Here is a 25,809-nt window from a genome sequence, read left to right as displayed (position 1 = left end):
TACGACCTTAATAAGTAGGCAATATTAGATATCAGCTTTAATTGCTTCTAATGCTGCGTCAAAATTAACAGCTTGAGTTACTTCCGGAACATATTCAACATATGTTACTTTGTTATCTTTATTGATAACTACAACACCACGGGATAATAGACGTAATTCTTCGATTAAGAAACCATAGTTTGTACCGAAAGAAGCATCTTTGTGGTCAGACAATGTTTCTACTTTATCTACGCCTGCAGCACCGCACCAACGTTTTTGAGCAAATGGAAGGTCCATAGAAATTGTCAATACTACAACATCATCAGATAAACCTGTTGCATCTTGGTTGAACCAACGAGTTTGTGCATCACATACGCCAGTATCAAGAGAAGGTACTACGGAAATTACCTTTACTTTACCTTCATAATCTTTCAAAGTTTTAGGTTGTAAATCATTAGATAATACTGTGAAATCAGGTGCTTGTTGACCTACTTTAATTTCTGGGCCTACCAATGTAATAGAGTTACCTGCAAATGTTACAACACCAGTACGTTTTTCCATGTTTTATTCCTCCTAAGAGTTTGTATACTAAATAGATTAAACAATGTTTCTATGGTTAGTATACCATTTCTATCCATTTTAGTAAACTAATTTTTTCGATATAGTTTGTTATTAATTTTGGATATAGTTCAGTTTAATGTTTTAGGTAGAAGAATTATGTAGTAAATGGTACGATAGAAAGAAAACAGGAGGTAGTCGATGAATCCATATGCAATTTTCAAGGAATTTTTTCGTCGTGAAGGTATATATTATCTCATCGGATTAACTATGCTAATCGCAATCGATGTAGCTTTTTTAATCGTACCACAATTAATTGGTAGTGCCATCGATACATTGAGTCATAATAAAGAGGGCTTAACTCTTTATATATTTTATTTCATTGGTTTATTAATCATTATTACTGTATTGAAAGTTATATCACGTAGAACATTATTAGGATCTATCCGACGCATGGAGTATTTATTCCGCCAAAAATTATGTGCTCGTGCTTTAGAAATTCCTACTACATATTATGATGTTAACGGACCTGGTAAGGTAATGGCTTTAATGACAAATGATGTTACATCATTACGCGTTGCCCTAGGTTTAGGTGTTATGATCGTTGTTGATATTATTTTATATTCTATATTGGGCTCTATCATATTAATTCAAAAAATAGATTTTATGTTAGCCTTACAGATTATGACACCGGTTATTTTTATTTTAGGTTCAATTTTTACACTAGGCCGGCGTTTACGAAAGAAACAACGTCAGGCTCAAACCACATATAGTGACATGACAGAATTTGGGCAAGAACTATTCCAGGGCATGGATGTTATTCGAGCTTTTAATAAAGAATCGATTATAGGAGGATTGTTTAATCGTATTAACAAGAAAAACTATTCCGATAATATGAGTGTAGCTGTTCTTGATGCTATTTTATCGCCTCTAACTATGATTGCGCCATTTATATGTATCAGTATTAGTATGTATATATGTGGTACTTTAGCCGTAGAAGGCCTTATGACTGTCGGTGAATTCGTTACAATCAATGCTTTTATTATGCTTATTATAGGCCCATTGATTTCTTTAGGTTCATTAGTAGCCATAGTTCAAAAGGGGATGGCCTCCCTTGATCGAATTATTGATTTTATGAGTCTACCTGCAGAATGTAATGACACTGATGGTAAACAACTTGGTTTAGGCGATATTGATATAAAATATTTAAATTTTACCTATGATGAATCTAAATCACCTGCATTACGTCAAATTAATATTACCTTCAAAAAAGGAGAGTTTGTAGGTATAGTGGGTAAGCCTGGCTCTGGTAAAAGTACACTCTTCAAATTGTTATTAGGGCTTCAAAAAGCACCATCAAAGACTATTTATATTAATAATCAAGATATTACGACATTGCCCATTGGTACTGTTAGAAATTCGATTTCTTATGTACCAACCCAGTCATATCTACTAAGTTCAACAATTGCTGACAATATTAGCTTCGGTTATGAAAATAAAAATCATACTACCGTTGCTGAAGCAGCCAAAAAAGCTCAATTATATCGTGACTTAGGAAAGGATTTGGAGAATCCATTAAGCGTATTAGCAGAGGAAGGGCGCGATTTATCAGGTGGTCAAAAACAGCGCATCAATATTGCACGTGGATTTTACAAAAATGCACCTTACTTATTATTAGATAATTGCTTCTCTGCTTTAGATGCCATAACTGTAGATAAAATGTTACAAGTATTGCAATCTACAAAGGATAAAACCATTTTATGTATATCTCAACGACTAGAGGTAATCAAGCATGCGGATCGTATCATTGTATTTGATGAAGGTAGAATTTGCGAAGTTGGAACACATGATGAGTTAATGTGTAAAAACGGTTTATATTTTCAGATGTATACAGCTCAAAATAAGGAGGCCCAATAATGAAACTAAAGTATAATGATTGGCGCCTATTTACATATTTAACAAAATATATTAGGCCTTATTTATGGCTACTCATTTTGGCTAGTATAGCCCTTATTAGTAATCTATTATGCTCGCTTATACGTCCATATCTTTCTAAACAAGCTATCGATTTAGGCTTTGCTATGAAAGATTTGAATACTATTCAGCATTATGCTGGACTATATGCATTAACTATAGTTGGCAGCGTTGTCTTTATTCTCTTACAAAACTATTTATTATCTACATTTGGGCAGAAAATTATTTTTCATATACGCAGTACGGTATTTGAAAAAATTCTTCATAAATCCGCCGAAGATTTTCAGTCTTTGCCTATAGGTAATTGGGTGACCCGTATTACCAATGACGTAGAATCATTGCGTACATTATATACAGATGTATTGCTAAAACTCATAAGCAGTGCATTGATGATTTTGGGCATATTAGCTTTTATGTATGCTATTAATGTGCCCTTAGCAATTGTTATGACCTTGTTGATTCCTATAATGGGGTTTATTATCTGGGTGTATCAAAAATTTTCCAGAAAAGCTTTTAGACAAGTTCGCTCTTCTGTAGCAGCATCTAATTCGAGCATCAAAGAATTGTTGAATTACATATTAATTGTAAAAACTTATTTAGGTGAAAGAAGTATTGAACAACGGTACGATTCTGTTAATCGTGAGTTTTTAAAAGCCGGTATATTTGAGGTCACAACATTTTCTATTTTTAGACCTCTCGTAGATGGTTTGTTCTTTGTAGCACTTATTGTTATTTTTACAATGACAAATCTATTAGAATCCGTAGCAGATGCAGGCACGGTATTTGCATTTATACAATATATGGATCGATTCTTTCAACCTATGAAAGAAATTGCTGATAAATATAATTCCTTGCAAAGTGCATTGGCCGGTGCAGAACGATTGATTCCTATTTTAGATGAACCAAAGCGTGAGTTGATAACAACTGTTCCCAATGAATTTAAAACGATTGATACCATTGAATTAAAAGATGTGTATTACTCCTATGATAACAGTGATGTATATGCTTTGAATAACATTTCTTTTACAGTAAAAAAAGGGGAGTATCTTGGTATTGTAGGACTATCTGGTAGTGGAAAATCAACATTACTTTCATTATTGATGGGCATATTGCGCCCTACAAAAGGCAACATTTATATTAATGGTCATGATATTAGCCAATATGATTCTTCAATGATTAGAAATATTATGGGCTATGTATTTCAAAATGCATACTTATTTAAAGGTGCGATTCAAGATAATCTTAATTTATATGATTCCTCTATCTCTATGGACACTATTATAGACGCTACTAAAAAGGTCAAATTACACGATATGATTGAATCTTTGCCAGATGGATATCAAACATCAGTAGGATATTTGGGATCGCTATTATCAGATGGCCAAAAGCAATTATTAGCCTTTGCAAGAACGTTGATTTTAAATAGACCGATTTTATTGCTTGATGAAGCAACGGCAAATATCGATAGTCATACGGAATCACAAATTCAAGAAAGTATTGAAACTATACGTGGTGAAAAAACAATTATAAATGTAGCACATCGTTTATCAACTGTACAAAAAGCAAATAGAATTCTAGTTCTTTCTTATGGTAAGATTGTGGAAGATGGAACATTTGATGAGCTTATGCAACATAAGGGGGATTTTTACGAGTTATGGAATCACCAAAAATAGATTATATTCAATCGAAAGACAATAAGACTATAAAACATATTATCAGTTTACAACAGCGAAAATATCGGCAAAAATTTGGTGAATATACGGTGGAAGGAATTCGTGCTGTAACGGATATAGGAAAAAAAGACTTTTTGCGCTCTATTTTAATTAGAGAATCAAAGCGAAGTGAATTGGAACCGCTAGTGCAAAAAGGTTTTACTGTTTCTTCCGTCTATGTAGTACAAGATCCAATATTTGATAAAATTGAGCACTCTGTAAACGGACAGGGTATACTAGGTATAGCGAAAAAATGTGTTAATGATTTGCATTCATTGATAGTAGAGGATGGATTATATGTCGCACTAGATGGTGTACAGGATCCGGGAAACTTAGGTACCATAATTCGTACAGCGGTGGCTGCTGGTGCAAAAGGTATATTCTTGTTAAAAGGAACCGTAGATCCTTATAACGAAAAATGCGTACGTAGTACGATGAGTGCGCTTTGTAATATTCCGATTTTTGAAGATGTCACATTATCTGAATTTTATGATTTCATAAAGGATAATACGATAAAAACCTATGTTACCTCACTAGAAAATGCAAAACCTTATCATACCATTTCATATCCTAAACGAACCATGATTATACTCGGTAATGAAGGAAATGGAGTGTCTAGAGAAATTATTGAAATGTGTGATCAGGCTATTACAATTCCCATGTATGGTGATATAGAATCTTTAAACGTATCAATTGCGGCCGCCCTATGTATGTATAAAGTAAGAGAACAAATTTAATATATATTATAACGATACCCTGTCATCGATCATTTTTGATGACAGGGTATATAATTTTCTATAGTAGTATAAAATATGATTATCTATGATAGAAGGGTATATAAATTATGTGAAAACGATATAAAAAGTCCGTTTCCAGTATACAAGTATTACTATTTTGTATTGATTTTATATACCTGTATTTGTTAAAATAACATATATCTTTTCTGAGTGAACATTGTTTTTCCGTTTTTACGAATAAAGAGGCACGCATATGTCAAAATTAATTATAAATGCTGACGATTTTGGCCTTCATTCAGCTATAAATGAAGGTATTATCGTAGGGCATACTAAAGGTGCTATTACAAGCACATCTATATTGGCAAGTGGTGCTGCTTTTAATGAAGCAGTAGATATGGCAAAGGAATATCCAAAGTTGGGTATAGGTATTCACATTGCTTTGGTGGGAGGAATCGCTCCTGTAAGTGATCCTAGTGAAATTCCTAGTCTTGTAACAAACGAAGGTGTTTTTGTTGATAATTATATAGAGTTTATGAAGCGCATATATAGTGGCTCTATTAATTATGATGAAGTGAGAACAGAGATTACAAAGCAAGTTTCTAAAATTATGGAATCTGGTGTAAACGTAACTCATATTGATGGACACCAACATATGCATGTATTACCTAGTATTCTACCTATAGTTTTAGAACAGGCTATGCGATATAAAATTAAAGCTATACGGGTGCCAAATGAAAAAATAACATTTTTAAATGGCGTGCATAATCCTGTTCGTATTATGGGGAAATGTGGTTTGAGCACCGTGGCTGCTCAAGCATTGCCTAGCATTCGCGACAAGGGGATTTACTTTACACAATACTTCTGGGGCATGATTAATGGTGGTGCTTTAGGAGAAACAGAATTATTATCGATTTTAAAACAAGTTAGCTCTCTATCTGGGGCCCATGAAATTATGACGCATCCAGGCATTAGTGATGAAATTTTAAGAAATCAATATAATTGGGGTTATCATTGGCAATTTGAATTATCTGCTATGACATCCGAAAATGTACGTAGATATATTTCACAACATAATATAGAACTCATTAATTATGGGGATTTGTTATGAGTAAGATGATGAGACGCGGCATATTTATGTTTGTCCTACTTTTTGCCGTATCTTTAGGAATCATTTATTATACTATCGATTTAGAAGCCCTAAAAACAATAACAACTTTTAATGGTGAATCTTTGTTGCTTGCCATTATTGCACTTGCTTTAGGGATGTATTTTGATGGATTAAGATTGCAGCGCCTTGTTAAAATTGGCGGTTATCATTTATCAATAAAAGCTGTACTTCGGGTTATATTTAGCAACTATTTTATGGCTATGCTCACACCAGGTGCCAGTGGTGGAGCTGTGGCTCAAGTACTCGTATTAAGAAGCTATGATGTCCCGATAAGTAAGGGAACTCCAATCGTATTGATACGTACGGTTTTTTCAATCATGTTTTTAGTCGTCATGTTACCGATTGTGTTTTTATATGACTCCATAGAAATACCATATATTTCAAGAGATATGTTATTACTATTTTCTTTTTTTGCCGTATTGGCTACCTTATTAGGAACATATCTTTTACAAACGGTATATATGAGGAAATTCGTATATAATTTAGCACAACGTTTTAAGGCCCATAAGACTAAAGATTGGTTGGCGAAATTAGAAACACTAAATCAAGGGCTTGCATTATTGTATAAAAAACCTACTCAATCCTTTATTGTATTTATCGAATCAGGATTAAGTTTATTATGCTTATACTGTATAGCACCGGCATTGATGTTTGCTTTTACTAATGATGTACCAATTATTACGATATTAGATAGAATGATATTGTTAAATTTAATACTTTATTTTGCACCCACTCCAGGGGGAACAGGTATTGCTGAAGGATTATTCATTTTACTTTTTGCACCATTCGTACCGAGTGGCACTGTAGGTATTATAGCTGTGGCGTGGCGTGTGATGGCAGAATATGTACCATTTTTTATAGGTATGTATGCAGTATTAACTTTATATGGACGTCAGTTTGTTGCTCAGGAAACATCTAATTAATGTAAGGAGAATTAGTATGACAAAACCGAAAAAGGACAAATTTTATTTAGTTCAAGAAGATATTTTACCAGAAGCGATTAAGAAAACGATTAAAGTAAAAGAGATTTTGAAACTAGGTGAAGTAAAAACCATAAATGAAGCTGTTGAGAAAATGGATTTAAGTCGATCTGCTTATTATAAATATAAAGATTATGTATTTCCATTTTTTGAGATTGCTCAAGGAAAAATTGTTAGCATTACCGTTTCAATGTCCAATGAATCAGGTATGTTATCAAGTGTTTTAAAAGCAATAGCCGATAAAAACGGAAGTATCTTGACCATAAATCAAGATATTCCATTACAGGGTATTGCTAATAGTAGTATTTCTTTCGAAACCAAAAACTTGCAAGGTTCCTTAGAGGAATTATTACATGATATTCGCAATATGAAAGGAATTATTAAAGTAGAAATTTTAGGTCAAGCATAATATAAATATTATATTGACCAGTCAGAAGAGAGTAGGACCATTATGAAGACCGTTAAAATAGCCTTATTAGGATTTGGTACTGTTTCCCAAGGAACTTTTAATTTATTACAAGATAATGTCGATTTGATTACTAACAGAAGCGGTGTAACTATCGAGATTTCAAAAATATTTGTTCGCAGACCAGATAAATACACAAATATTACACTACCAAGCACTGCACAATACGTGACTAACATTGATGATGTTCTTAATGATGAATCGATTGCTATTGTCGTTGAATTAATGGGGGGCACAACATTTGCGAAAGATTGTGTTGAAGCAGCTTTAAAACATGGAAAAAGTGTTGTTACAGCCAATAAGGATTTATTAGCAGAAGCAGGCCCATATTTATTTGACTTAGCGTATAAAAACCACGTAGATTTACGTTTTGAAGCCTCTGTATTAGGTGGCATTCCAATTATTAGAACATTATACGATTCCCTTGGCGGTAATCGCATTACTGAACTTGTTGGTATCATGAATGGTACTACAAACTTTATTTTATCTAAAATGACAGATGAAGGATTAAGCTACGGGGATGTATTAAAAGAGGCTCAAGATTTAGGCTATGCAGAAGCTGATCCAACTGCCGATGTAGAAGGTTTAGATGCAGCTCGTAAACTTGCTATTTTAGCATCCATTAGCTTTAACCGTCGTATATTCTTCGAGGATGTAACTGTAGAAGGTATTACTAAAATTGATACAGAAGATATTTCCTTTGGTAAGGAATTCGGATACAATATTAAACTTATTGGCATTGCAAAAGAATCGTCAAAGGGTTTATCTCTCAATGTATACCCTGCTTTCGTACCATTAACACATCCACTTGCATCTGTACGCGGCTCGTACAATGCAATTTATATCAAGGGTAATGGCATTGATGATGCCATGTTCTATGGACGTGGCGCCGGTAGTTTACCAACAGGCAGCTCCGTTGTTAGCGATATTATGGAAGTAGCTAAAAACGTAGCTTTTGAATCTACAGGACGTTTTAAACCATTCTACTTTGACCAAAAGAATATTTATTCCCCAGGTAAAATACAATCCAGTTACTATATGCGGTTAGCTGTTGATAATAAAACTGGTGTTCTTGCAAAGATTGCTACAAAATTAGCAGAGCAAAAAATCTCTGTTCTTTCAATCGTTCAACGAAATAAAGATCCTGAAACAGCAGTACTTGCTATTGTGACTTCTAAATGTCCACATTCCTATATTTTAAATTTAATTGATTCTTTTAACAGCTTGCGATCTGTGAAAGATGTATGTAGTGTAATCAGAATTATGGAAGCGTAATATTATGACAACAATTCGTGTACAAGTGCCTGCTACAAGTGCCAATTGCGGACCAGGTTTTGATTGCCTTGGACTAGCATTAAATCTATATAATATTTTTGAATTTACACCTGATGCAAATGCTACATCTTTTAGCTATACATTTCATGGGTATGGCGCTGATTTATTAGAAAAAGAAGATCCTAAAAAAAATCTCATCGGAATAGCTATTGAACAAGTATTTGCTAAAGCACAAGAACCAATACAATATGGTCATATTACTTCGGAAACATTAATTCCGCCATCACGTGGCCTTGGTAGTAGTAGTACTGCTATTGTAGGTGGGCTTTTACTAGCAAATAATCTCGTAAATAAACCACTTTCAAAAGAAGAGTTACTCATCATTGCCAATCGTATGGAAGGCCATCCAGATAATGTGGCACCAGCCATTTTTGGTAATCTTTGTTGTGCTACAGGCCTAAAAGATAAAGTGTTGAATACAGTTATCCCTGTACCAGAGTCACTACATTTTGCCGTTGTTGTGCCAGAGGTATTGGTTTCCACAGAATATGCACGATCCGTATTGCCAAATCATGTGCCTTTTAAAGAGGCCGTTCAAAATGTGAGTCATGCATCGTTATTCGTAACTAGTTTAATTACGAACCAATTGGATAATCTTGCAGTTGCACTGGAGGATAATCTCCATGTACCGTATCGGAAAACGTTGATTCCTCATTGTGATAAGGTATTCTCTGCAGCAAAAGCCGCAGGCGCTTATGGTGCAACTATCAGTGGATCTGGTTCTACCTTAATTGCATATACAGATAAAGCTCATGTACAAACAGTAGCTGAAGCAATGGGACAAATCTTTGAGTTCCATGGCATCGAAAACAAGGTATATGTGTTAGAGGCAGATACAATAGGGGCCACAACTATTCAAAATGTGGTATAATAAATCTAGTTAAGGCATAGTCCAAAAACTTATGTTGGAGGATTCTATGAATAATTTTAAAACAACAATGTTACTAGCCACTTTAATAGTGATACTAGTATTATTAGGCGATGCTTTTGGCGGCGCTCGTGGAATGATGTTAATGTTCATCATATCTGCAGGCATGTCAATATCATCGTATTGGTATAGCGATAAGATTGTGTTAGCACAATACAATGCACAACAAGTTACCGCTCAATCAAATCCTAAATTATATGGTATGGTTGAACAATTGGCTAAAAACGGTAAACTACCGATGCCAAAGGTATATATCATCCCTACGGACGTACCAAATGCATTTGCAACTGGTCGTAATCCAGAACATGCTGCGGTAGCTGTAACAGCCGGAATTCAACGTTTATTAACAGATGATGAATTAGCTGGCGTTTTAGGTCATGAATTAACACATGTTAAAAATCGTGATACCCTAATCAGTACTATTGCTGCCATTATTGGAGGCGCTATATCTACTATTGCCCATTTTGGTATGTTCTTTGGTGGCCGCTCTGCTGATCGCGATGATAATGTCAATCCACTTGCATTGATTGGTATGGTTATTTTGGCACCTTTAGCAGCTGCTATTATCCAAATGAGTATTTCTCGTACCCGTGAATATTTAGCGGATGAGGGTGGGGCTATGTTAAGCAAAAATCCATTAGGACTTGCATCAGCATTGGCTAAAATTGAAGAATATTCTAAATATGGAACATTACCTAATGCCAATAATGCTACAGCGCATATGTTTATAATTAATCCTATGATGGGTATTGGTGCTAGTTTGTCGAATCTTTTTAGCACACATCCTAGTACTAAGGATCGTATTGCTAGATTGAAAAAACTATCTCTAAATCCACATTATAGATTTTAATAAAAGGGAGGTTTAAAGATGGAAGAAACTTTAGTTCTTATTAAACCAGATGGTGTAAAACGTCAAATCTGTGGTGAAATTCTTACACGTTATGAACGTAAAGGCTTAATCATTAAAGCTATGAAATTACTTCAAACTCCAAAAGAATTAGCACAAGAACATTATGCAGAGCATAAGGACAAACCATTCTTTGGTGAATTGGTTGATTTTATCACTTCTGGACCTGTACTAGCTTTTGTACTAGCTGGTAAAAATGCCGTTACTTCTGTACGTACTATCAATGGTGCAACTAATCCTGTAGATGCCACACCTGGTAGTATTCGCGGTGACTATGCCTTAACTATGGATTCTAATGTTGTACATGCATCTGATTCAGTTGATTCAGCAGCACGTGAAATTCATTTATGGTTCCCAGAATATAAATAACATCTAATTAGGAGGTACGGCCATGAGTAGTAGTGTTTATACAAAAACAGGTGATCAAGGTACAACAGGTCTTTATACAGGTGAACGTGTAAAGAAATCTTCTCTTCGCGTTGAAGCCTATGGTACAATTGATGAGCTTCAAGCCTTCTTGGGATTAGCTCGAGCTTATGCAAAGAACGTAAGAGTACAAGCTGAATTACTCGATATAGAACGTTCCTTATGGACGTTAATGGCTGATATTGCTAGCTTGAATCAAGCACCACAAATAACAGATCAACAAGTAAAACATTTGGAAAAGGTTATCGACCGTTTTGATGCAAAATTAGAACCTCTTGCAGAATTTATTCTACCTGGTGAGAATAAATCTTCTGCCTACTTACATGTATCTAGAACAGTTGCTCGTCGTGCAGAACGTGATTTATGGCGTGTATTAGACGCTGGTGAAAGCGTACATGAATCTAATTTGCGATACTTAAATCGACTATCTGATTTATGCTTCATATTAAGTCGTGTAGAAGAAGAAATCGGAGAAGAATAAACAAAAAAAGCTATGTCTTCACATAGCTTTTTTCTTTATTAAGATTGTGTAATTTCTTGATTCAATACATCATGTGGACTTGGATAGAAAAAGAAGATATGAGGAATTTGATATCTAAATTTTTCACGCAATAAATCTGCTAATGTTGTCTCAAAATTTATAATTTTAGATGCATCAAAAGAAAAATCCTCTACTAATACAAACATTTGTGGTTCCACAATAGGTGCATTAGGAGGTAATTCAGAAGGGTCTAGCGGTACATTAACAACTACACGACATGTACCAATATATCCACCTTGACCATCTTCAATAGCTACACGATAGGTATTTTCCCAAAGGGTAGACATCATTTTTAATTTCATATTCATAATTTCCATAGTGTATCTCCTTTTGTTATACTAATAATGATACAGAAATTATATATACTTGTATAGGTGGTTTATGAAATCTACAATTATTCTATGCTCCGGAGGAGCTCGTAGTGGAAAAAGTGAATTTGCAGAACAATTAGCCTTATCCTTAAAAGGGCGAAAGGCATATGTTGCTACAGGGCAAGCTTTTGATGACGAAATGAAAGATCGTATTAAAAAGCATCAGTTGCGCCGTGGTAAAGAGTGGATTACCTTCGAAATTCCACTATACTTACACAAAAATTGGGAACAAATTAAGAATGTAAGTGATGTCATCTTGATTGATTGTCTTACAATGTTTACATCAAATCACGTCTTCGCTCATGGGGATATCAATACGCAGGAAGATTCTAATCGTATTGAATCTATTATTTTAGAAGAGCTGCGACTATTATTACAGGAAATTAATAACAGTAATGATAAAACTGTTATTTTTGTGACCAATGAAATTGGATTAGGTATTGTACCGGAGAATAAATTGGCAAGATATTTCCGCGATATAACTGGTCGTGTAAATCGAGAGGTTGCTAGTGCTGCCAATAAAATGTATTTAACGATTAGTGGGGTAACCATAGAATTAAAATCTCAGGAGGTTCATATAAATGGCTAAAAAAATCATGTTCCAAGGAACGAGCTCTAATGTAGGCAAAAGTATTTTATGTACTGCATTATGCCGCATTCTTTATCGAATGGGCTATAAAACTGTGCCATTTAAAGCACAAAATATGGCTTTAAACTCCTATGTAACCAAATGGGGTGATGAAATAGGCCGTGCTCAAGTAGCCCAAGCTGAAGCAGCTGGTATTGATCCTATTGTACAAATGAACCCTGTATTGCTTAAACCTACAGGAAATCAGTCATCTCAAGTCGTATTAATGGGTAAACCCGTTGGTGTGTATAGTGCTAAAGAATATCATACCCATTACTCCTTAACAGCTCTTGATAAGGTCAAAGAATCTCTTGCCTTTCTCGATGAAAATTTTGAAATGATTGTTATCGAAGGGGCTGGTAGTCCTGCTGAGGTTAATTTAAAAGCTAATGATATCGTAAACATGCGTATTGCTAAAATGACACAAGCGCCTGTATTTCTCATTGCCGATATAGATAGAGGTGGTGCTATTGCTTCTATTGTGGGCACATTAGAATTACTCGAACCAGAAGAACGCGATTTAATAAAGGGAATCGTAATTAATAAATTCCGTGGCGATATTAAGTTATTAGAACCAGCATTGACTTTCATCGAAGAAAAAACAGGTAAAAAAGTAGTTGGTGTTATTCCTGCCATAGAAAACCTTGATATTGATGAAGAAGATTCTGTAGCTTTGGAAAATAAAAAGAATGTAGGTTCTAAAGACATTCAAATTGCTGTAATCCAAACACCTAAAATCTCTAATTTTACAGACTTTGATGCATTGAACTATGAACCAGATGTATCCGTTCGTTTTGTCGGTTCTGGAGATGTTATTGGTACACCTGATTTGATTATTTTACCAGGTTCTAAAAATACATTGGCTGACTTAACATATTTAAAAAACTCCGGCTTAGCTAATGAGATTAAAAAGCTCGCGGAAAAAGGAACTCCTGTAATCGGTATTTGCGGTGGTAACCAAATGCTTGGTACTGCTATATATGATCCGCATCACATGGAAGGGGATATTGAGGAGAGTGAAGGTCTCGGTTTAGTTAACTCTACTACAACCATGAAGGATCAAAAAACGACACATCAAGTCACATTTGATGTTGAGAATTTACATTTCCTTAACGGTACATTTTCTGGTAGTGAACTCGTAGGCTATGAAATTCATATGGGGGATACAACACCAAATGATGATACTGTAAAACGTTGTTTTACCATTACTAAACGTAGTGAAATTCCTATAACGGTCGTAGATGGCTTTATCGATGGTCGTCATCAAGTTATGGGTACCTACATTCATGGTGTCTTTGATAATGATGAATTCCGTCGTTTTATTATAAATCAATTGCGTTTACGTAAAGGATTAGATGAAACGCCTGTTGTTTTCCATTATTTCGAACATAAAAACAATGCATATAATCGTTTAGCAGACATTGTAGAAGAACATTTGGATATGGATTACATTATGACTCTATTAAAGGATAATGGGTGATATTAATGGATTTAAACATTCTCTTAGAGTGGTTTAAACACTACAACTATGTGTGTATTCCAATTTTGGCATTTATTATTGATACGATTATTGGGGATCCCAATAGTAAGTTTCATCCTGTTGCCCTAATTGGTCGTGTCATATCATTTTATGAGGCTGTATTTTATAAAGATACAGATAATGATACAAAAAAACTTTGGTATGGTGGTATTGCAGTTGGATTTATATTGTTAACCATTTATATCATAGCCTCATTGATTCTATGGATTGGTAGTCTCATTAATGAATGGGTAGAATATTTTATTCAAGTTCTCATCGTGTACATTACAATCTCACCTCGTTCATTAGGTGCGGCTGGATTTGAAGTTAATAGATTGCTTAAACAAGGTCGTATCGATGATGCAAGACATCGCGTTTCATGGATTGTAGGGCGCGATACAGAAGACCTTGATGAAAGTGAAATCACTCGGGCCACAGTAGAAACGATAGCAGAAAATACTATTGATGGCATAATTTCACCACTATTTTTCTTTATACTAGGTGGTCCTATAGGAGCTATATTATATCGCACAGCTAATACTATGGATTCCATGTTGGGATATAAGAACCAAAAATATATGTTCTTTGGCCGTGTAGCTGCGCGTTTAGATGATATATTAAATTGGATTCCAGCACGACTAACATTCCTATTATTAGTTATTTCTGCCTTTATATTACGATTTGATGGCAAATCCGCATTTCGTATTGGTCTTCGCGATGCCTATAAACATCCTAGCCCTAATGGTGGCTATGCAGAAGCGCCTGTAGCAGGGGCATTGCACATTCGCCTAGGCGGCTATAACCAGTACTTTAAAAAGATGACATTTCGTGAATATATGGGTGATGCATTAGAAACACTAAATCGACTACATATTACTCGATGTATATATATGATGTATTTGTCAACAATACTTATGATAATCATCACCACCATAGTCGCTTATCAATTTATGGAGTAATACATAGATGACACCTTTCTTTATAGCTTTACAATTTCTAACTAGACTAAAAATAGTAAATCAAACAGAATGGTCCATGGAAGATTTTGGTAAGTCTGTTGCTACATTTCCTTTTGTAGGATTGATCATCGGTATATTTTTAACCCTAATTTATTTTATATTCTCTCAATTTTTGTCACCTATGCCTTTAATGCTTATTATCGTTATCAGTGAATTTTTGTTCACCGGTGGCTTACATGCTGATGGATTAATGGATACAAGTGATGGACTTTTTTCTGGCCGTGAAAGAGAGAAAAAACTAGAAATAATGAAGGATAGCCGTGTTGGTTCCTTTGGGGTTGTAGCTTTTGTATTTATCACATTGTTAAAATGGCAACTGTTAACTGCAATTCCTATACCTGAATTTATACCTATTATACTTGTAATGATGCCTCTCATGAGTAGATACACATTGATTTTAAGTATTCGCTCTTATCCATATGCTCGAAAATCGGGTATGGGGCAGGCCTTTGCAGTATATGCACCAAAACATGTCATTACATGGAGCACGATTTCTACTTTCTGTATGCCTATTATTATTTGTTTACTTTTATCATTACTATATGCAATCGCTTTAGGTATAACAAGTATGCTTTCGATTCCATTTATACCATATAGTATAGCTCTCTTTGGTTTAGCATATGCTTTGGTTGGATTAATGGAAATTAATATTTTCTCAATGATCGTGAGCTATATCATTAATCGTATTATCAATCACTATATTGTTAAACAACTTGGTGGAACTACTGGTGATACATATGGCTTCGTTGTTGAAGTAACAGAGGTCTTGTTGATATTAGTATATATAATTACGTTGACATTATTATCTTCTGTTGTGAAAGCTCCTATTCTTTAATTATTTAATTATACATAGATTGTTTTATTGTGTAAGGAGGATTTAGTGACTTATTATGTTCGTGCGCCAGGCACTTGTGGGGAATTTATCCAAGGGGCCATTGATGGACAATCATTTCTTGTGACATGTCCAATCAACCGCTATTCCTATGCACTGAGCCAGGTAACACATCCATTGCCACACTATTATTGCTCCTTACAACCTAAGTCTAGTCAAGCTCGCAACTTAGTAAAGGATATTTTACATATTCCCAGCTGTGACAATACTGCTATCTATATAAGATCAGATATTCTTCAAGGAAAAGGAATGGCATCTAGCTCTGCGGATATAGCAGTAGCCGCAATGGCCACTGCTTTATCATGTAATAGAGCATTAACACCAAAAGAGCTAGAAACCATCTGTTTATCAGTAGAGCCGACGGATGCTGCTTTTTATCCTGGTATTACACAATTTGATTATATAAATGGGTCCATCTGTAATTTTTTAGGAACGTGTCCGCCTTTAAAAATACTAATTTTTGATGAAGGTGGTACTATTGATACCATCTCTTTTAATCAGCAAAAAGATTTATTCCATAAAATACAGGAGAAAGAGCCTATCATTAGAGAATCACTAGAGCTCTTCAAAAAAGGTCTAGAAACACATGATATTACGTTGATAGGACAGGCCGCTACATTGAGTGCCTTTGCTAATCAACGTATTTTATATAAACCAAATTTATATGAATTTCATGACATTGGTAATGCTTTTCATAGCGTTGGTACAATCATTGCTCACAGTGGTACAATAATGGGTCTATTATTTCCAAGTGATTATACGGCTATCGATGAATGTAAGCGATACATCGAAAAAAAATTACCTACCTTACAATATATTGATATTGTGGAAACAACAAATGAAGGACTAACATATATAAAACGATAAAGGAGGATCTCCTATGCCAGATACACATGGCGGAAATATCTTTAAATTTTCTCATGACCACAAAATAAATCTATCTGAAGTAACTGATTTTAGTGCCAATATTAATCTATTAGGACCTAGTCCAAAAGGTTTAGAAGCACTAAACGAACGATTGCGATATATATCTCATTATCCAGATGTTACAAATGATGATGTTATGAATACTATTGCCGATGTATATGGTATAGAAAAAGATTCTATACTTCTTGGTAACGGAGCTGCAGAGCTCCTCTATGCAGTTGGACGATTATCTGGATTTACAGGGGCTTTTGTTCCTGCGCCTGGCTTCTCTGAATACCAAGCCTCTATGGATGCTGCGAACATACCGGTAAGGGAAATTTTTTATCGGCAGCGACAAAATGATGATGGCACCCCATATTTTGAAGTACCTTATTTAGCATTACAAACATTTGCTGCTGAATTAAAAGGTCAAGATGGACGCATTATCGTATTTTTAGGTAACCCTAATAATCCAGATGGAACATTGTTGGATAAACAATCAATCAAAGTATTAGCACAAATGTTAAAAGATGCTAATAGCTTACTTGTTATCGATGAATCGTTCATTGATTTTATTGGTAATGAATCGTTACGAGACAATAGCCACTCTATGCGCGAGCTCATTAATCAATATGACAATGTAATTATCGTACATTCTTTTACAAAATTTTATGCTGTACCAGGACTTCGTATTGGTGCAGTGTTTGCCAATCCAACATTAATACAAGAATTGCGTCAATATATTCCTGCATGGTCTGTAAATACATTGGCACAAGCTTATACTGAATCCGCACTAACCGATACTAAGTATATTAACGATAGTAAGATGGTATTGGCTAATGAAGCAAAGTATATGTATGAATCATTATCTGCTATTAAAGATTTAGTAGTCTATAAGCCATCTGCAAATTATATCTTAATGGAAATTAATGATCCTGATATTTCAGTTACAGATGTACAAACTAGATTAGAAAAACATAATCTATTAATTCGTAGCTGTGCTAATTATAAAGGGTTAGGTCCAAAATGGATGCGGATTGCTATAAAAGATCATGCACACAACGTGGAACTTATTCATTTATTAAGTACCATATTTGAGAAATAGGAACACAACATGAAAACATTATATATTATTAGACATGGCGAAACAGAATGGAATAAGATAGGTCGCTATCAAGGCATAACCGATGTTCCTTTGAATGACAATGGAATAGCACAGGCAAAAGCTTGCGCTCATGCATTGAAGAATGTACATTTTGATCGTATTTTATCAAGTGACCTATCTAGAGCCCTCGTAACAGCAGAAACGATTCGTGGTAATCGAAATATCGATATTACAGTAGATTCTCGGTTGCGAGAGATTGATTTTGGTGACTGGGAAAAATTATTGTTCTCAGAAATCGAAGAACGATGGCCAGGCCTTATTGATCAAATGTATCGACAACCTGATATTGTCAAGCTGCCAAATGGAGAAAGCTTTCAAGAAGTACAAAATCGTGCATGGAATGGCCTTTCAGAATTTATAAGCCAAAATGATGATGACGAAACAATTTTAATAACTTGTCATGGTGGGACGATTCGTACACTTTTATGTAAAATGCTTGATATTCCCATTGGTCACTGTTGGAATTTCAGCCAAGGTAATACAGCAATTAATCGCATATTTTACAATGGTATGGGACCATCTGACCATAATATTTTAAACTTATTAAATGATACTGCTCACGTAGATAATTTAAGAGGGCATGTATAATTGATTCTTTCAAATGCTATGAAAGAGGAATTAAGATGCGATTAGATAAACTATTAGCCAATAAAGCCTTTGGTAGTCGCAAAGAGGTTCACCAAATTATAAGGGATGGACGTGTTACTGTAAATGGTGCTGTTATCTTAAAAAAAGACCAATCTATACATATAGATGATGATATCATTGCAGTTGATGGCGTACAAATATCAACAAAACAACAGTATTATATTAAATTTCATAAACCTGCTGGATATATTACGGCTGTAGAAGATCCTACGCATCCTGTAGTGATGGATTTATTACCACCTGAGTTTAAGAAAATGGGTGTATTTCCTGTGGGACGCCTAGATAAAGATACAGAAGGTCTATTATTACTCACAAACGATGGTATTTGGGCGCATTCTATCATTAATGGACACAAACATGTACCGAAGGTATACTATGTGGAATTTAATGGTAAACTCACAAAAGATGGTCTTGAACGTATAGAAACAGGAATAGTATTAGGGGATGGAACCCAATGTAAACCGGCTAATATAGACGTTCTTTCTGAACAGTCTCTACATATAACCATTGAAGAAGGCAAGTACCATCAAGTTAAACGTATGATTGGGGCCGCTGGAGGCGAAGTTACTTATTTAAAAAGATTGTCCATAGGTCATATTACATTAAATGGCATTGAGGCTATTAATACATATTCAGAAATAGATGACCAAGATGTAGTAGACTTTAAAAAATAGCATGAAAATCTATTCAATATAGGCATTTTATGGTATTATAAGGTGTACTTTATAGACTAGGAGCATGATTATGAACGGATTAAATCAGCTACAAAAGTATATTAAAGAACAAGAATTAACTGGTGTCGTTTTAATTGACCCTATAAATTTACATTATTTTGCTGGTTTTACAGGTACCACAGGATTTGCTATTGTCACACAAGATAAAGCTTTCATGATTACCGATTTTAGATATACAGAGCAAGCTACAAAACAATGTGAAGGCTATGAGGTTATTCAATATGAAACATCAGTTATGGATACTCTTGTAGATATTTTTAATGACAATCACATCCACGATGGTCTCTTTGGTATCGAAGGAAAATATATGCCTGTTGATACATATGAAACCTTATGTGATACTTTAGATGAACGCTTTAATTTTACATCTATCAATTTTGCAAAATTACGTGCTGTAAAACGAGAAGATGAATTAGAATTAATGCGTAAAGCTGCTAAAATTGGAGACGATGCATTTGCAGCATTATTACCGCAATTAAAGGTGGGTATGACGGAGAATGACGCGCGTATCATACTCGAATCAGAAATGTTAAAACGAGGTTCAGAGGAACCTTCTTTTGCAACAATTGTAGCATCCGGTAATCGCTCTAGTATGCCTCATGGTGTGGCTAGTGATAAGATTATAGATGCCGGTGATTTTATCACCTTTGATTTTGGCGCCGTGTATAAAGGGTTTCATTCAGATATGACTCGAACTGTCGTTATGGGCCCCGCATCAGAGCAACAAAAGAATTTGTATAGTATAGTTTTAGAAGCTCAAAAACGAGGTGTTGCAGCAGTTCGTGCAGGAATTACAGGCAAAGAACTTGACGCAGTATGTCGTGACTATATACGAGAACGAGGATATACCAAGGAGTTTAATCATGGTACGGGACATGGTGTGGGTCTAGAAATCCACGAAGAACCAGTAGCCAATGCAAAGTCCGATACGGTATTTTCCGAAAATATGATCATTACGGTAGAACCAGGTATTTATCTTTCTGGTGAAATCGGATTGAGAATAGAGGATAGTGTTATTGTTAAAGCTGATGGCTGTGAATTATTAACACATAGTCCAAAAGAGTTAATCGAAATAGGTATTTAGAAGGAGAAGAGTTAGATGATTTCCAGTAATGATTTCCGCCCAGGTGTAACCGTTGAGATCGACGGTAATGTATGGCAAGTAGTTGATTTCCAACACGTTAAACCAGGTAAAGGTGCTGCATTCGTGCGTACAAAAATGAAAAACTTGCAAACTGGTTCCGTAGTAGAACGTACTTTCAACGCTGGTGAAAAAGTGCCAAAAGCACATGTTGACCGTCGTCGTATGCAATACTTATACGAAGCTGATGGCGCATACACATTCATGGACAACGAAACATATGATCAAGTGGAATTGAATGTTGAACAACTAGGTGATGCTAAAAACTTCCTTCTTGAAAACATGGAAGTATCCATCATGTTCTTCCAAGGTATTGTAATCGGTATTGACTTACCTGTAGCTGTAGAACTTCGCGTAGTTGAAACTGATCCTGGTATCCGTGGCGATACTGCAACAGGTGGTAATAAACCAGCTGTATTGGAAACAGGCTACACTGTAAAAGTACCTCTCTTTATCGAAGTAGATGATGTACTTCGTATTGATACTCGTACTGGTCAATACATCGAACGTGCCTAAAACTATTTCATTGATATAGTGGGCCAGATCTTTTAAATGTAATATAGTCCCCCATATATCTTTGTTAAGCTGAGCACTTGTCGTCTATGTCATTATATAGGGACAGGTGCTCTTTTTTGAAAGAGGCCTATATGACTAAGAAAAATACTGAGTTAGAAACTGGTAAAATTAAAATCGCAGACAATGTATATGCTACTATTATTAGTATGACCGCATTGGATACTAAAGGAATCCATCATATGAGTTCTACCTTTAATGATGGGGTTAATACCTTTTTTGGACGTAAAAATGCCCATGAAGGTGTAAAGATTTCCTTTAACGATGACGGAGCAATTTCAGTTACATTATATGTAAGTATCTCCTATGGGTATCGCATACCTGATATTGCACTGCGCTTACAAGAGCGGATTAAAACTGCACTCGTCAATTACACTGAAATAGAAGTTGAAACAATTGACATCGTAGTCCAAGATATTATTTTTGATGATTTTACACCTGAACCAATTCAGCGTAATGAATAATAGGAGGGCCTATGAGTCAAGACGATAAATTAAACTATGGCTTAGATACAGCAACAGTAGATATTGCAGATTCCGTCATCATTGATGTTGCTATTAAGCCCTTAAGTACAATTCCTGGTATTCATTCTTTAAGTCCACGCTTATATGATGAAATTGTTGATGGTATAACGAACGCTTTTGGACAAAAAAATTTACCAGGCATTAATGTAAAGCATAGAAAAGGCTTTATCGAAATTAATGTGTATATCCGTTGTCTATACGGATACAATGTAATAGATATAGCAAAACAATTGCAGTCTGAAATTAAACAAACACTAAAGAATACGCTTGACCTTGATCACGTAAAGGTTGATGTACATATTGAAGGAATTATCAAAGAATAAGGAGACAATATGTCTAAAAAAAGAAATAGACGTGAAGCACGTCAATATGCATTCCAAGTTCTATACGCTAATGAATTTCATACCTCTAATGATGATGTGATTTTCCCAGACGGAGAAATCTCGTTGTCTATGGATATTGCTTATGCAAACCAAATAATAGATGGTGTGTTATCTCATCTTGAAGAAATCGACACAATACTTGAACCATATTGCACAAAACGGAAATTTGTACTTATGGATAAAGTAGACCGCGCCATTTTACGTCTTGCGATTTGGGAGCTCAACTACAATAGTGAAGATGTATCTCCATCTATTGTTATCAATGAGGCTGTACAATTAGCAAAATCCTTTGGTTCTGATGCATCCTATAAATTAATCAATGCGATTCTAGATGCTTATAATAAGAGTAAATAATGAAACAATATTTTCTAGGAATTGACACAAGCTGTTATACGACGAGCTGTGCCATTATTGATGATGAACTAAATATAGTAGGAGAAGCTCGAAAAATATTAGATGTAAAGCCAGGAATGAAGGGACTTCAACAATCTAACATGGTGTTTCAACATACAAAGGTATTGCCTCGTCTTATCGAAGAATTACCTCAAGTTCCATTATCGGGTATTGGTGTTAGTGCTTTTCCTAGACGCTCTGATGATTCTTATATGCCGGCCTTTCTTGTTGGTCATGGTTTTGCTAGATCACTAAGTCATATGATGCAAGTACCAATGTATAAATTTGCTCATCAAGAAAATCATATTTTAGCAGCCCTAAGGGAAGTTGGACATGTCCCTACGTTTCCATTCTATAGCTTACATCTTTCTGGTGGTACTACAGAACTCGTTTTAACAGAATATAAAGGTAAGGGGATTTTTGAAAGCTCTATTATCGGTGGTTCTAAGGATCTACAAGGCGGACAATTTGTCGATCGTGTAGGTGTTGCATTAGGTATTCAATTTCCTTGTGGCAAAGAATTAGAACTACTTGCTTCACAAACAGATACGTATGATCCGCTACCTTCCTCTGTTAAAGAAGGATGGATTAGCTTTGCTGGTCCTTGTAGTGCTGCACTGCGTAATATCGAAAAAGGGGCGTCACCTGCATCTATGAGTAAGGCACTATTTAGTTGTATAGGAAATTCTCTGGAAAAATTATTAACCTATCATCTCAAACATACACCAGTATCAACATTAATTGCCGTTGGTGGTGTAATGAGTAATTCTATACTACGCAATCGTCTAAATGGTTTTTGTCATAAGAATAACGTAACTGTTCATTTTGCAAATCCTAAATTCTCCGTCGACAATGCTACGGGAAACGCTTATGGGGCATTTTTAGCAACACAAAAGTAGGTATATCGTGAATGTATTGAGTATTACCCAATTAAATAACTTAATAAAACGAACAATAGATAGAGAGTATCTCCTAAAAAATGTCTATGTTAGTGGTACCATAACAAATGCTAAGCGTCATAGTAGTGGTCATGTGTATTTTTCCTTAAAGGATGAGGAATCATCTATAGATGTAACGATGTGGTCTAGTACGGTTCAAAGTAAAGGACTCGCTAATGCATTCCAAAATGGATTATTAGTAACAATCAAGGCATCCGTTAATTTCTATAACAAAATGGGCCGTTTAAATCTTATCGCATCGGATATGCAGGTTGGTTCTAAAAGCCCATTACAGCTTGAATTCGATGCGCTACAAAGAGAATTATCCGCATTGGGCTATTTTGATGATGCTCATAAACAACCAATACCAGTTCTATCAAGTTGTATCGGTATTGTCACATCCTCTACAGGTGCTGTTTTACACGATATATTACATATTAGTGAACATAGAAATCCGCTTATGCAATTTAAATTATTCTCTGTACCAGTTCAGGGAACAACAGCGGGTCCAATCATAGCTAAAGGAATTGAAGCTGCAGATAAAGATCCAGATGTTGATGTCATTATCGTCGGTCGCGGCGGCGGTTCAATGGAGGATTTATGGTGCTTTAATGATAGAGTTGTTATCGAAGCTATTTACAATGCATCTACACCTATTATTTCTGCAGTAGGTCATGAAACAGATTATACATTAGCTGATTACGCTGCTGATATGCGTGGTGCTACACCTAGTCATGCCGCAGAAATTGCAGTGCTTCCATTGACTACACTACAACAGCATTTACAACAAAAACTTGATTATTTACAGTATGTAATGGATCAAACATTACAGCAAAAACGTATTGAATTAAGTACAATTTTTAATCGTCGCCTCGGGTTTCCTGCATTACAATTACTGCATAAACAAAATTTCCTCTTACAATCCTATAAGGAGAAATTACAAACTTTAGCGTCACAACGATGGCAATATGAAAAGCATAAACTTTCACTTATAACACAGGAATTATCACTACAAAATCCAATCCATTTAATGGTGAAAGGCTATTCCAAAATAGAAAAAGAGGGTCATACCATAAGTTCAATTCAAAATATGGCCAAAGGAGATGTATTTAAAATTACATTGCATGATGGTTCTATAAAAGCAGTTGTAGAGGAGGTATTACAGGATGGCAACATCACTGAAAAGTTATGAAAAAAAATATAAAGCTCTTGAAGATATCGTTCGTCAACTCGACGATGGTGAATTATCTATGTCAGAGCTGTTAAATCAATATAAAAAAGGCTTAACCTTAGTCAAGGAATGTGCAGATATGCTGGATTCTGTAGAAGGTGAAATTCAACAGATTATCGAAGAGGTACGCATCGGAGAGTAATAAGCTATGTTAAAGACATATTTAGAAACTAGCAAACAATCGATTGAACACTGGTTAAGTGCCGTATTAAATTCCCCTATACCAGAATATAAACGTTTATATGAATCTATGAACTATAGTTTATTACAAGGGGGAAAACGAATTCGTCCTATTTTAACCAAAGCTGTTTTAGATGCAATGAAGGTTGATGCATCATTATATAAAGAGTTCCTATGTGCATTGGAATGTATTCATACATACTCACTGATTCATGATGATTTACCAGCTATGGATAATGATGATTATCGCCGAGGTAATTTAACCAACCATAAGGTATATGGAGACGGTATGGCCATTCTTGCAGGAGATGGTTTATTGACCTATGCATTTCAACTTTGTAGTAAAAATACAACCGCATCAGCTGAGCAAAAAATCAAGGCTATCCAATGTTTAGCGACCGCAGCTGGTCCTGAAGGCATGGTTGGCGGACAAGCTTTTGATTTACTATCCGAAGGAAAACATATCCCTCTTGAGGAATTAAAAGTTTTACATAGTGGAAAAACAGGTGCTTTATTTAATGCGGCCATTGAGTTAGGGCTCATCTTATCTAATGCTGACCAAGCAAAATATGCCGCCTATATGACATATGCCAATTGTCTTGGTTTGCTATTCCAGATTACAGATGATATTCTTGATGTAACGGGAACCATTGAAGAGTTAGGCAAAACACCTGGTAGTGATATACGACAAGATAAATCTACTTATGTTTCATTGTTAGGGCTTGACGAGGCACGTAATGAAGCACATGTAGTCGCACAAAAGGCACATGCTGCTTTAGCAACAATAGATGATGATACACATATACTAAGTGCTATTATTGATTATTTATTGGATCGTACACATTAAACATTA

30 protein-coding genes are annotated in these 25,809 nt (G+C 35.2%); 28 read left to right on the top strand and 2 right to left on the bottom strand.

From position 1 onward, the window contains the following. Positions 1–24: 24 nt before the first annotated feature. Positions 25–540, bottom strand: a complete 516-nt coding sequence (gene tpx, locus O3598_RS01210; RefSeq protein ID WP_287509294.1) for a thiol peroxidase — start codon at positions 538–540, stop codon at positions 25–27. A gap of 198 nt (positions 541–738) precedes the next feature. Here tpx and O3598_RS01205 point away from each other — a divergent pair, with 198 nt between their 5' ends. The 11 genes from O3598_RS01205 (at position 739) to O3598_RS01155 (ending at position 11,651) form a co-directional block, all read left to right on the top strand. After that, the gene (locus tag O3598_RS01205) at positions 739–2,454 is read left to right on the top strand and encodes an ABC transporter ATP-binding protein (protein WP_371451470.1); all 1,716 of its coding nucleotides are present in this window, start codon (positions 739–741) and stop codon (positions 2,452–2,454) included. After that, positions 2,454–4,184: an ABC transporter ATP-binding protein gene (locus O3598_RS01200; protein ID WP_060807139.1), complete on the top strand. Its 1,731-nt coding sequence runs from the start codon at positions 2,454–2,456 to the stop codon at positions 4,182–4,184. Before O3598_RS01205 ends, O3598_RS01200 begins: the two co-directional genes overlap by 1 nt. Further along, positions 4,166–4,960, top strand: coding sequence for a TrmH family RNA methyltransferase (locus O3598_RS01195; protein ID WP_005379781.1), 795 nt, complete (start codon positions 4,166–4,168; stop codon positions 4,958–4,960). Before O3598_RS01200 ends, O3598_RS01195 begins: the two co-directional genes overlap by 19 nt. Positions 4,961–5,213: 253 nt before the next feature. Further along, entirely contained in the window at positions 5,214–6,068 is an 855-nt protein-coding gene (locus O3598_RS01190; protein WP_371451467.1) for a ChbG/HpnK family deacetylase, read from the top strand. Then, positions 6,065–7,051 carry a lysylphosphatidylglycerol synthase transmembrane domain-containing protein gene (locus O3598_RS01185; RefSeq protein WP_287529957.1) on the top strand — a complete coding sequence of 329 codons (987 nt, stop codon included), beginning with the start codon at positions 6,065–6,067 and terminating at the stop codon, positions 7,049–7,051. The genes O3598_RS01190 and O3598_RS01185 overlap by 4 nt, the downstream gene beginning before the upstream one ends. A gap of 16 nt (positions 7,052–7,067) precedes the next feature. Beyond that, positions 7,068–7,517: an ACT domain-containing protein gene (locus O3598_RS01180; protein ID WP_005379031.1), complete on the top strand. Its 450-nt coding sequence runs from the start codon at positions 7,068–7,070 to the stop codon at positions 7,515–7,517. A gap of 42 nt (positions 7,518–7,559) precedes the next feature. Then, positions 7,560–8,849: a homoserine dehydrogenase gene (locus tag O3598_RS01175; protein WP_371451465.1), complete on the top strand. Its 1,290-nt coding sequence runs from the start codon at positions 7,560–7,562 to the stop codon at positions 8,847–8,849. Between the two features lie 4 nt (positions 8,850–8,853). Beyond that, positions 8,854–9,780, top strand: a complete 927-nt coding sequence (gene thrB / locus O3598_RS01170; RefSeq protein WP_005383315.1) for a homoserine kinase — start codon at positions 8,854–8,856, stop codon at positions 9,778–9,780. Between the two features lie 46 nt (positions 9,781–9,826). After that, positions 9,827–10,687, top strand: coding sequence for a zinc metalloprotease HtpX (htpX, locus tag O3598_RS01165; RefSeq protein WP_038148776.1), 861 nt, complete (start codon positions 9,827–9,829; stop codon positions 10,685–10,687). Positions 10,688–10,705: 18 nt separating this feature from the next. Next, complete coding sequence (ndk, locus tag O3598_RS01160; RefSeq protein WP_005378852.1) at positions 10,706–11,113, top strand: nucleoside-diphosphate kinase; 408 nt, start codon at positions 10,706–10,708, stop codon at positions 11,111–11,113. Positions 11,114–11,135: 22 nt separating this feature from the next. After that, a complete protein-coding gene (locus tag O3598_RS01155) occupies positions 11,136–11,651 on the top strand; it encodes a cob(I)yrinic acid a,c-diamide adenosyltransferase (RefSeq protein WP_005383317.1) in 516 nt (171 codons plus the stop codon). 38 nt (positions 11,652–11,689) lie between these two features. On the opposite strand, the gene O3598_RS01150 is transcribed toward O3598_RS01155, so the two are convergent. Next, complete coding sequence (locus O3598_RS01150) at positions 11,690–12,028, bottom strand: hypothetical protein (protein WP_005379051.1); 339 nt, start codon at positions 12,026–12,028, stop codon at positions 11,690–11,692. A gap of 64 nt (positions 12,029–12,092) precedes the next feature. On the opposite strand from O3598_RS01150, the gene cobU reads away from it, so the two are divergent. The 17 genes from cobU (at position 12,093) to O3598_RS01065 (ending at position 25,803) form a co-directional block, all read left to right on the top strand. Further along, positions 12,093–12,671: a bifunctional adenosylcobinamide kinase/adenosylcobinamide-phosphate guanylyltransferase gene (gene cobU, locus O3598_RS01145; RefSeq protein ID WP_005379783.1), complete on the top strand. Its 579-nt coding sequence runs from the start codon at positions 12,093–12,095 to the stop codon at positions 12,669–12,671. After that, positions 12,664–14,190, top strand: coding sequence for a cobyric acid synthase (locus tag O3598_RS01140; RefSeq protein ID WP_005383331.1), 1,527 nt, complete (start codon positions 12,664–12,666; stop codon positions 14,188–14,190). The genes cobU and O3598_RS01140 overlap by 8 nt, the downstream gene beginning before the upstream one ends. Before the next feature lie 5 nt (positions 14,191–14,195). Then, positions 14,196–15,188 carry an adenosylcobinamide-phosphate synthase CbiB gene (cbiB, locus tag O3598_RS01135; protein WP_005383332.1) on the top strand — a complete coding sequence of 331 codons (993 nt, stop codon included), beginning with the start codon at positions 14,196–14,198 and terminating at the stop codon, positions 15,186–15,188. A gap of 7 nt (positions 15,189–15,195) precedes the next feature. Then, complete coding sequence (cobS, locus tag O3598_RS01130) at positions 15,196–16,083, top strand: adenosylcobinamide-GDP ribazoletransferase (RefSeq protein WP_005379770.1); 888 nt, start codon at positions 15,196–15,198, stop codon at positions 16,081–16,083. A 45-nt stretch (positions 16,084–16,128) separates the two neighbouring features. Beyond that, positions 16,129–17,007 (top strand): GHMP family kinase ATP-binding protein, encoded by an 879-nt coding sequence (locus tag O3598_RS01125; RefSeq protein ID WP_005379778.1) that lies wholly within the window; start codon positions 16,129–16,131, stop codon positions 17,005–17,007. A gap of 13 nt (positions 17,008–17,020) precedes the next feature. Beyond that, the gene (locus O3598_RS01120) at positions 17,021–18,151 is read left to right on the top strand and encodes a pyridoxal phosphate-dependent aminotransferase (protein ID WP_005379789.1); all 1,131 of its coding nucleotides are present in this window, start codon (positions 17,021–17,023) and stop codon (positions 18,149–18,151) included. 9 nt (positions 18,152–18,160) lie between these two features. Further along, entirely contained in the window at positions 18,161–18,799 is a 639-nt protein-coding gene (cobC, locus tag O3598_RS01115; RefSeq protein ID WP_005379793.1) for an alpha-ribazole phosphatase, read from the top strand. Positions 18,800–18,834: 35 nt separating this feature from the next. Further along, on the top strand, positions 18,835–19,533 hold the full coding sequence (locus tag O3598_RS01110; RefSeq protein ID WP_005378945.1) for a pseudouridine synthase: 699 nt from the start codon (positions 18,835–18,837) through the stop codon (positions 19,531–19,533). 70 nt (positions 19,534–19,603) lie between these two features. Further along, positions 19,604–20,677: a M24 family metallopeptidase gene (locus tag O3598_RS01105; RefSeq protein WP_005379775.1), complete on the top strand. Its 1,074-nt coding sequence runs from the start codon at positions 19,604–19,606 to the stop codon at positions 20,675–20,677. 15 nt (positions 20,678–20,692) lie between these two features. Continuing rightward, positions 20,693–21,250 (top strand): elongation factor P, encoded by a 558-nt coding sequence (gene efp, locus O3598_RS01100; RefSeq protein ID WP_005378924.1) that lies wholly within the window; start codon positions 20,693–20,695, stop codon positions 21,248–21,250. Between the two features lie 131 nt (positions 21,251–21,381). Continuing rightward, a complete protein-coding gene (locus O3598_RS01095; RefSeq protein WP_005379016.1) occupies positions 21,382–21,771 on the top strand; it encodes an Asp23/Gls24 family envelope stress response protein in 390 nt (129 codons plus the stop codon). Between the two features lie 11 nt (positions 21,772–21,782). Then, entirely contained in the window at positions 21,783–22,154 is a 372-nt protein-coding gene (locus O3598_RS01090) for an Asp23/Gls24 family envelope stress response protein (protein WP_005383334.1), read from the top strand. 9 nt (positions 22,155–22,163) lie between these two features. Further along, positions 22,164–22,568, top strand: a complete 405-nt coding sequence (gene nusB, locus O3598_RS01085; protein WP_005383335.1) for a transcription antitermination factor NusB — start codon at positions 22,164–22,166, stop codon at positions 22,566–22,568. After that, entirely contained in the window at positions 22,568–23,506 is a 939-nt protein-coding gene (locus tag O3598_RS01080; protein ID WP_156718665.1) for a Kae1-like domain-containing protein, read from the top strand. The genes nusB and O3598_RS01080 overlap by 1 nt, the downstream gene beginning before the upstream one ends. Positions 23,507–23,513: 7 nt before the next feature. Continuing rightward, positions 23,514–24,737, top strand: coding sequence for an exodeoxyribonuclease VII large subunit (gene xseA / locus O3598_RS01075; protein WP_156718666.1), 1,224 nt, complete (start codon positions 23,514–23,516; stop codon positions 24,735–24,737). Beyond that, positions 24,712–24,918, top strand: a complete 207-nt coding sequence (gene xseB / locus O3598_RS01070) for an exodeoxyribonuclease VII small subunit (RefSeq protein WP_005378912.1) — start codon at positions 24,712–24,714, stop codon at positions 24,916–24,918. Before xseA ends, xseB begins: the two co-directional genes overlap by 26 nt. Before the next feature lie 6 nt (positions 24,919–24,924). Further along, complete coding sequence (locus tag O3598_RS01065) at positions 24,925–25,803, top strand: polyprenyl synthetase family protein (protein ID WP_156718667.1); 879 nt, start codon at positions 24,925–24,927, stop codon at positions 25,801–25,803. Positions 25,804–25,809: the final 6 nt, after the last annotated feature.

It is taken from the genome of Veillonella atypica (assembly GCF_041431435.1).
Taxonomy (GTDB): domain Bacteria; phylum Bacillota; class Negativicutes; order Veillonellales; family Veillonellaceae; genus Veillonella; species Veillonella atypica.
Note: the sequence above shows the minus strand (reverse complement) of the source record. Positions and strands in the feature narration are given on the sequence as shown.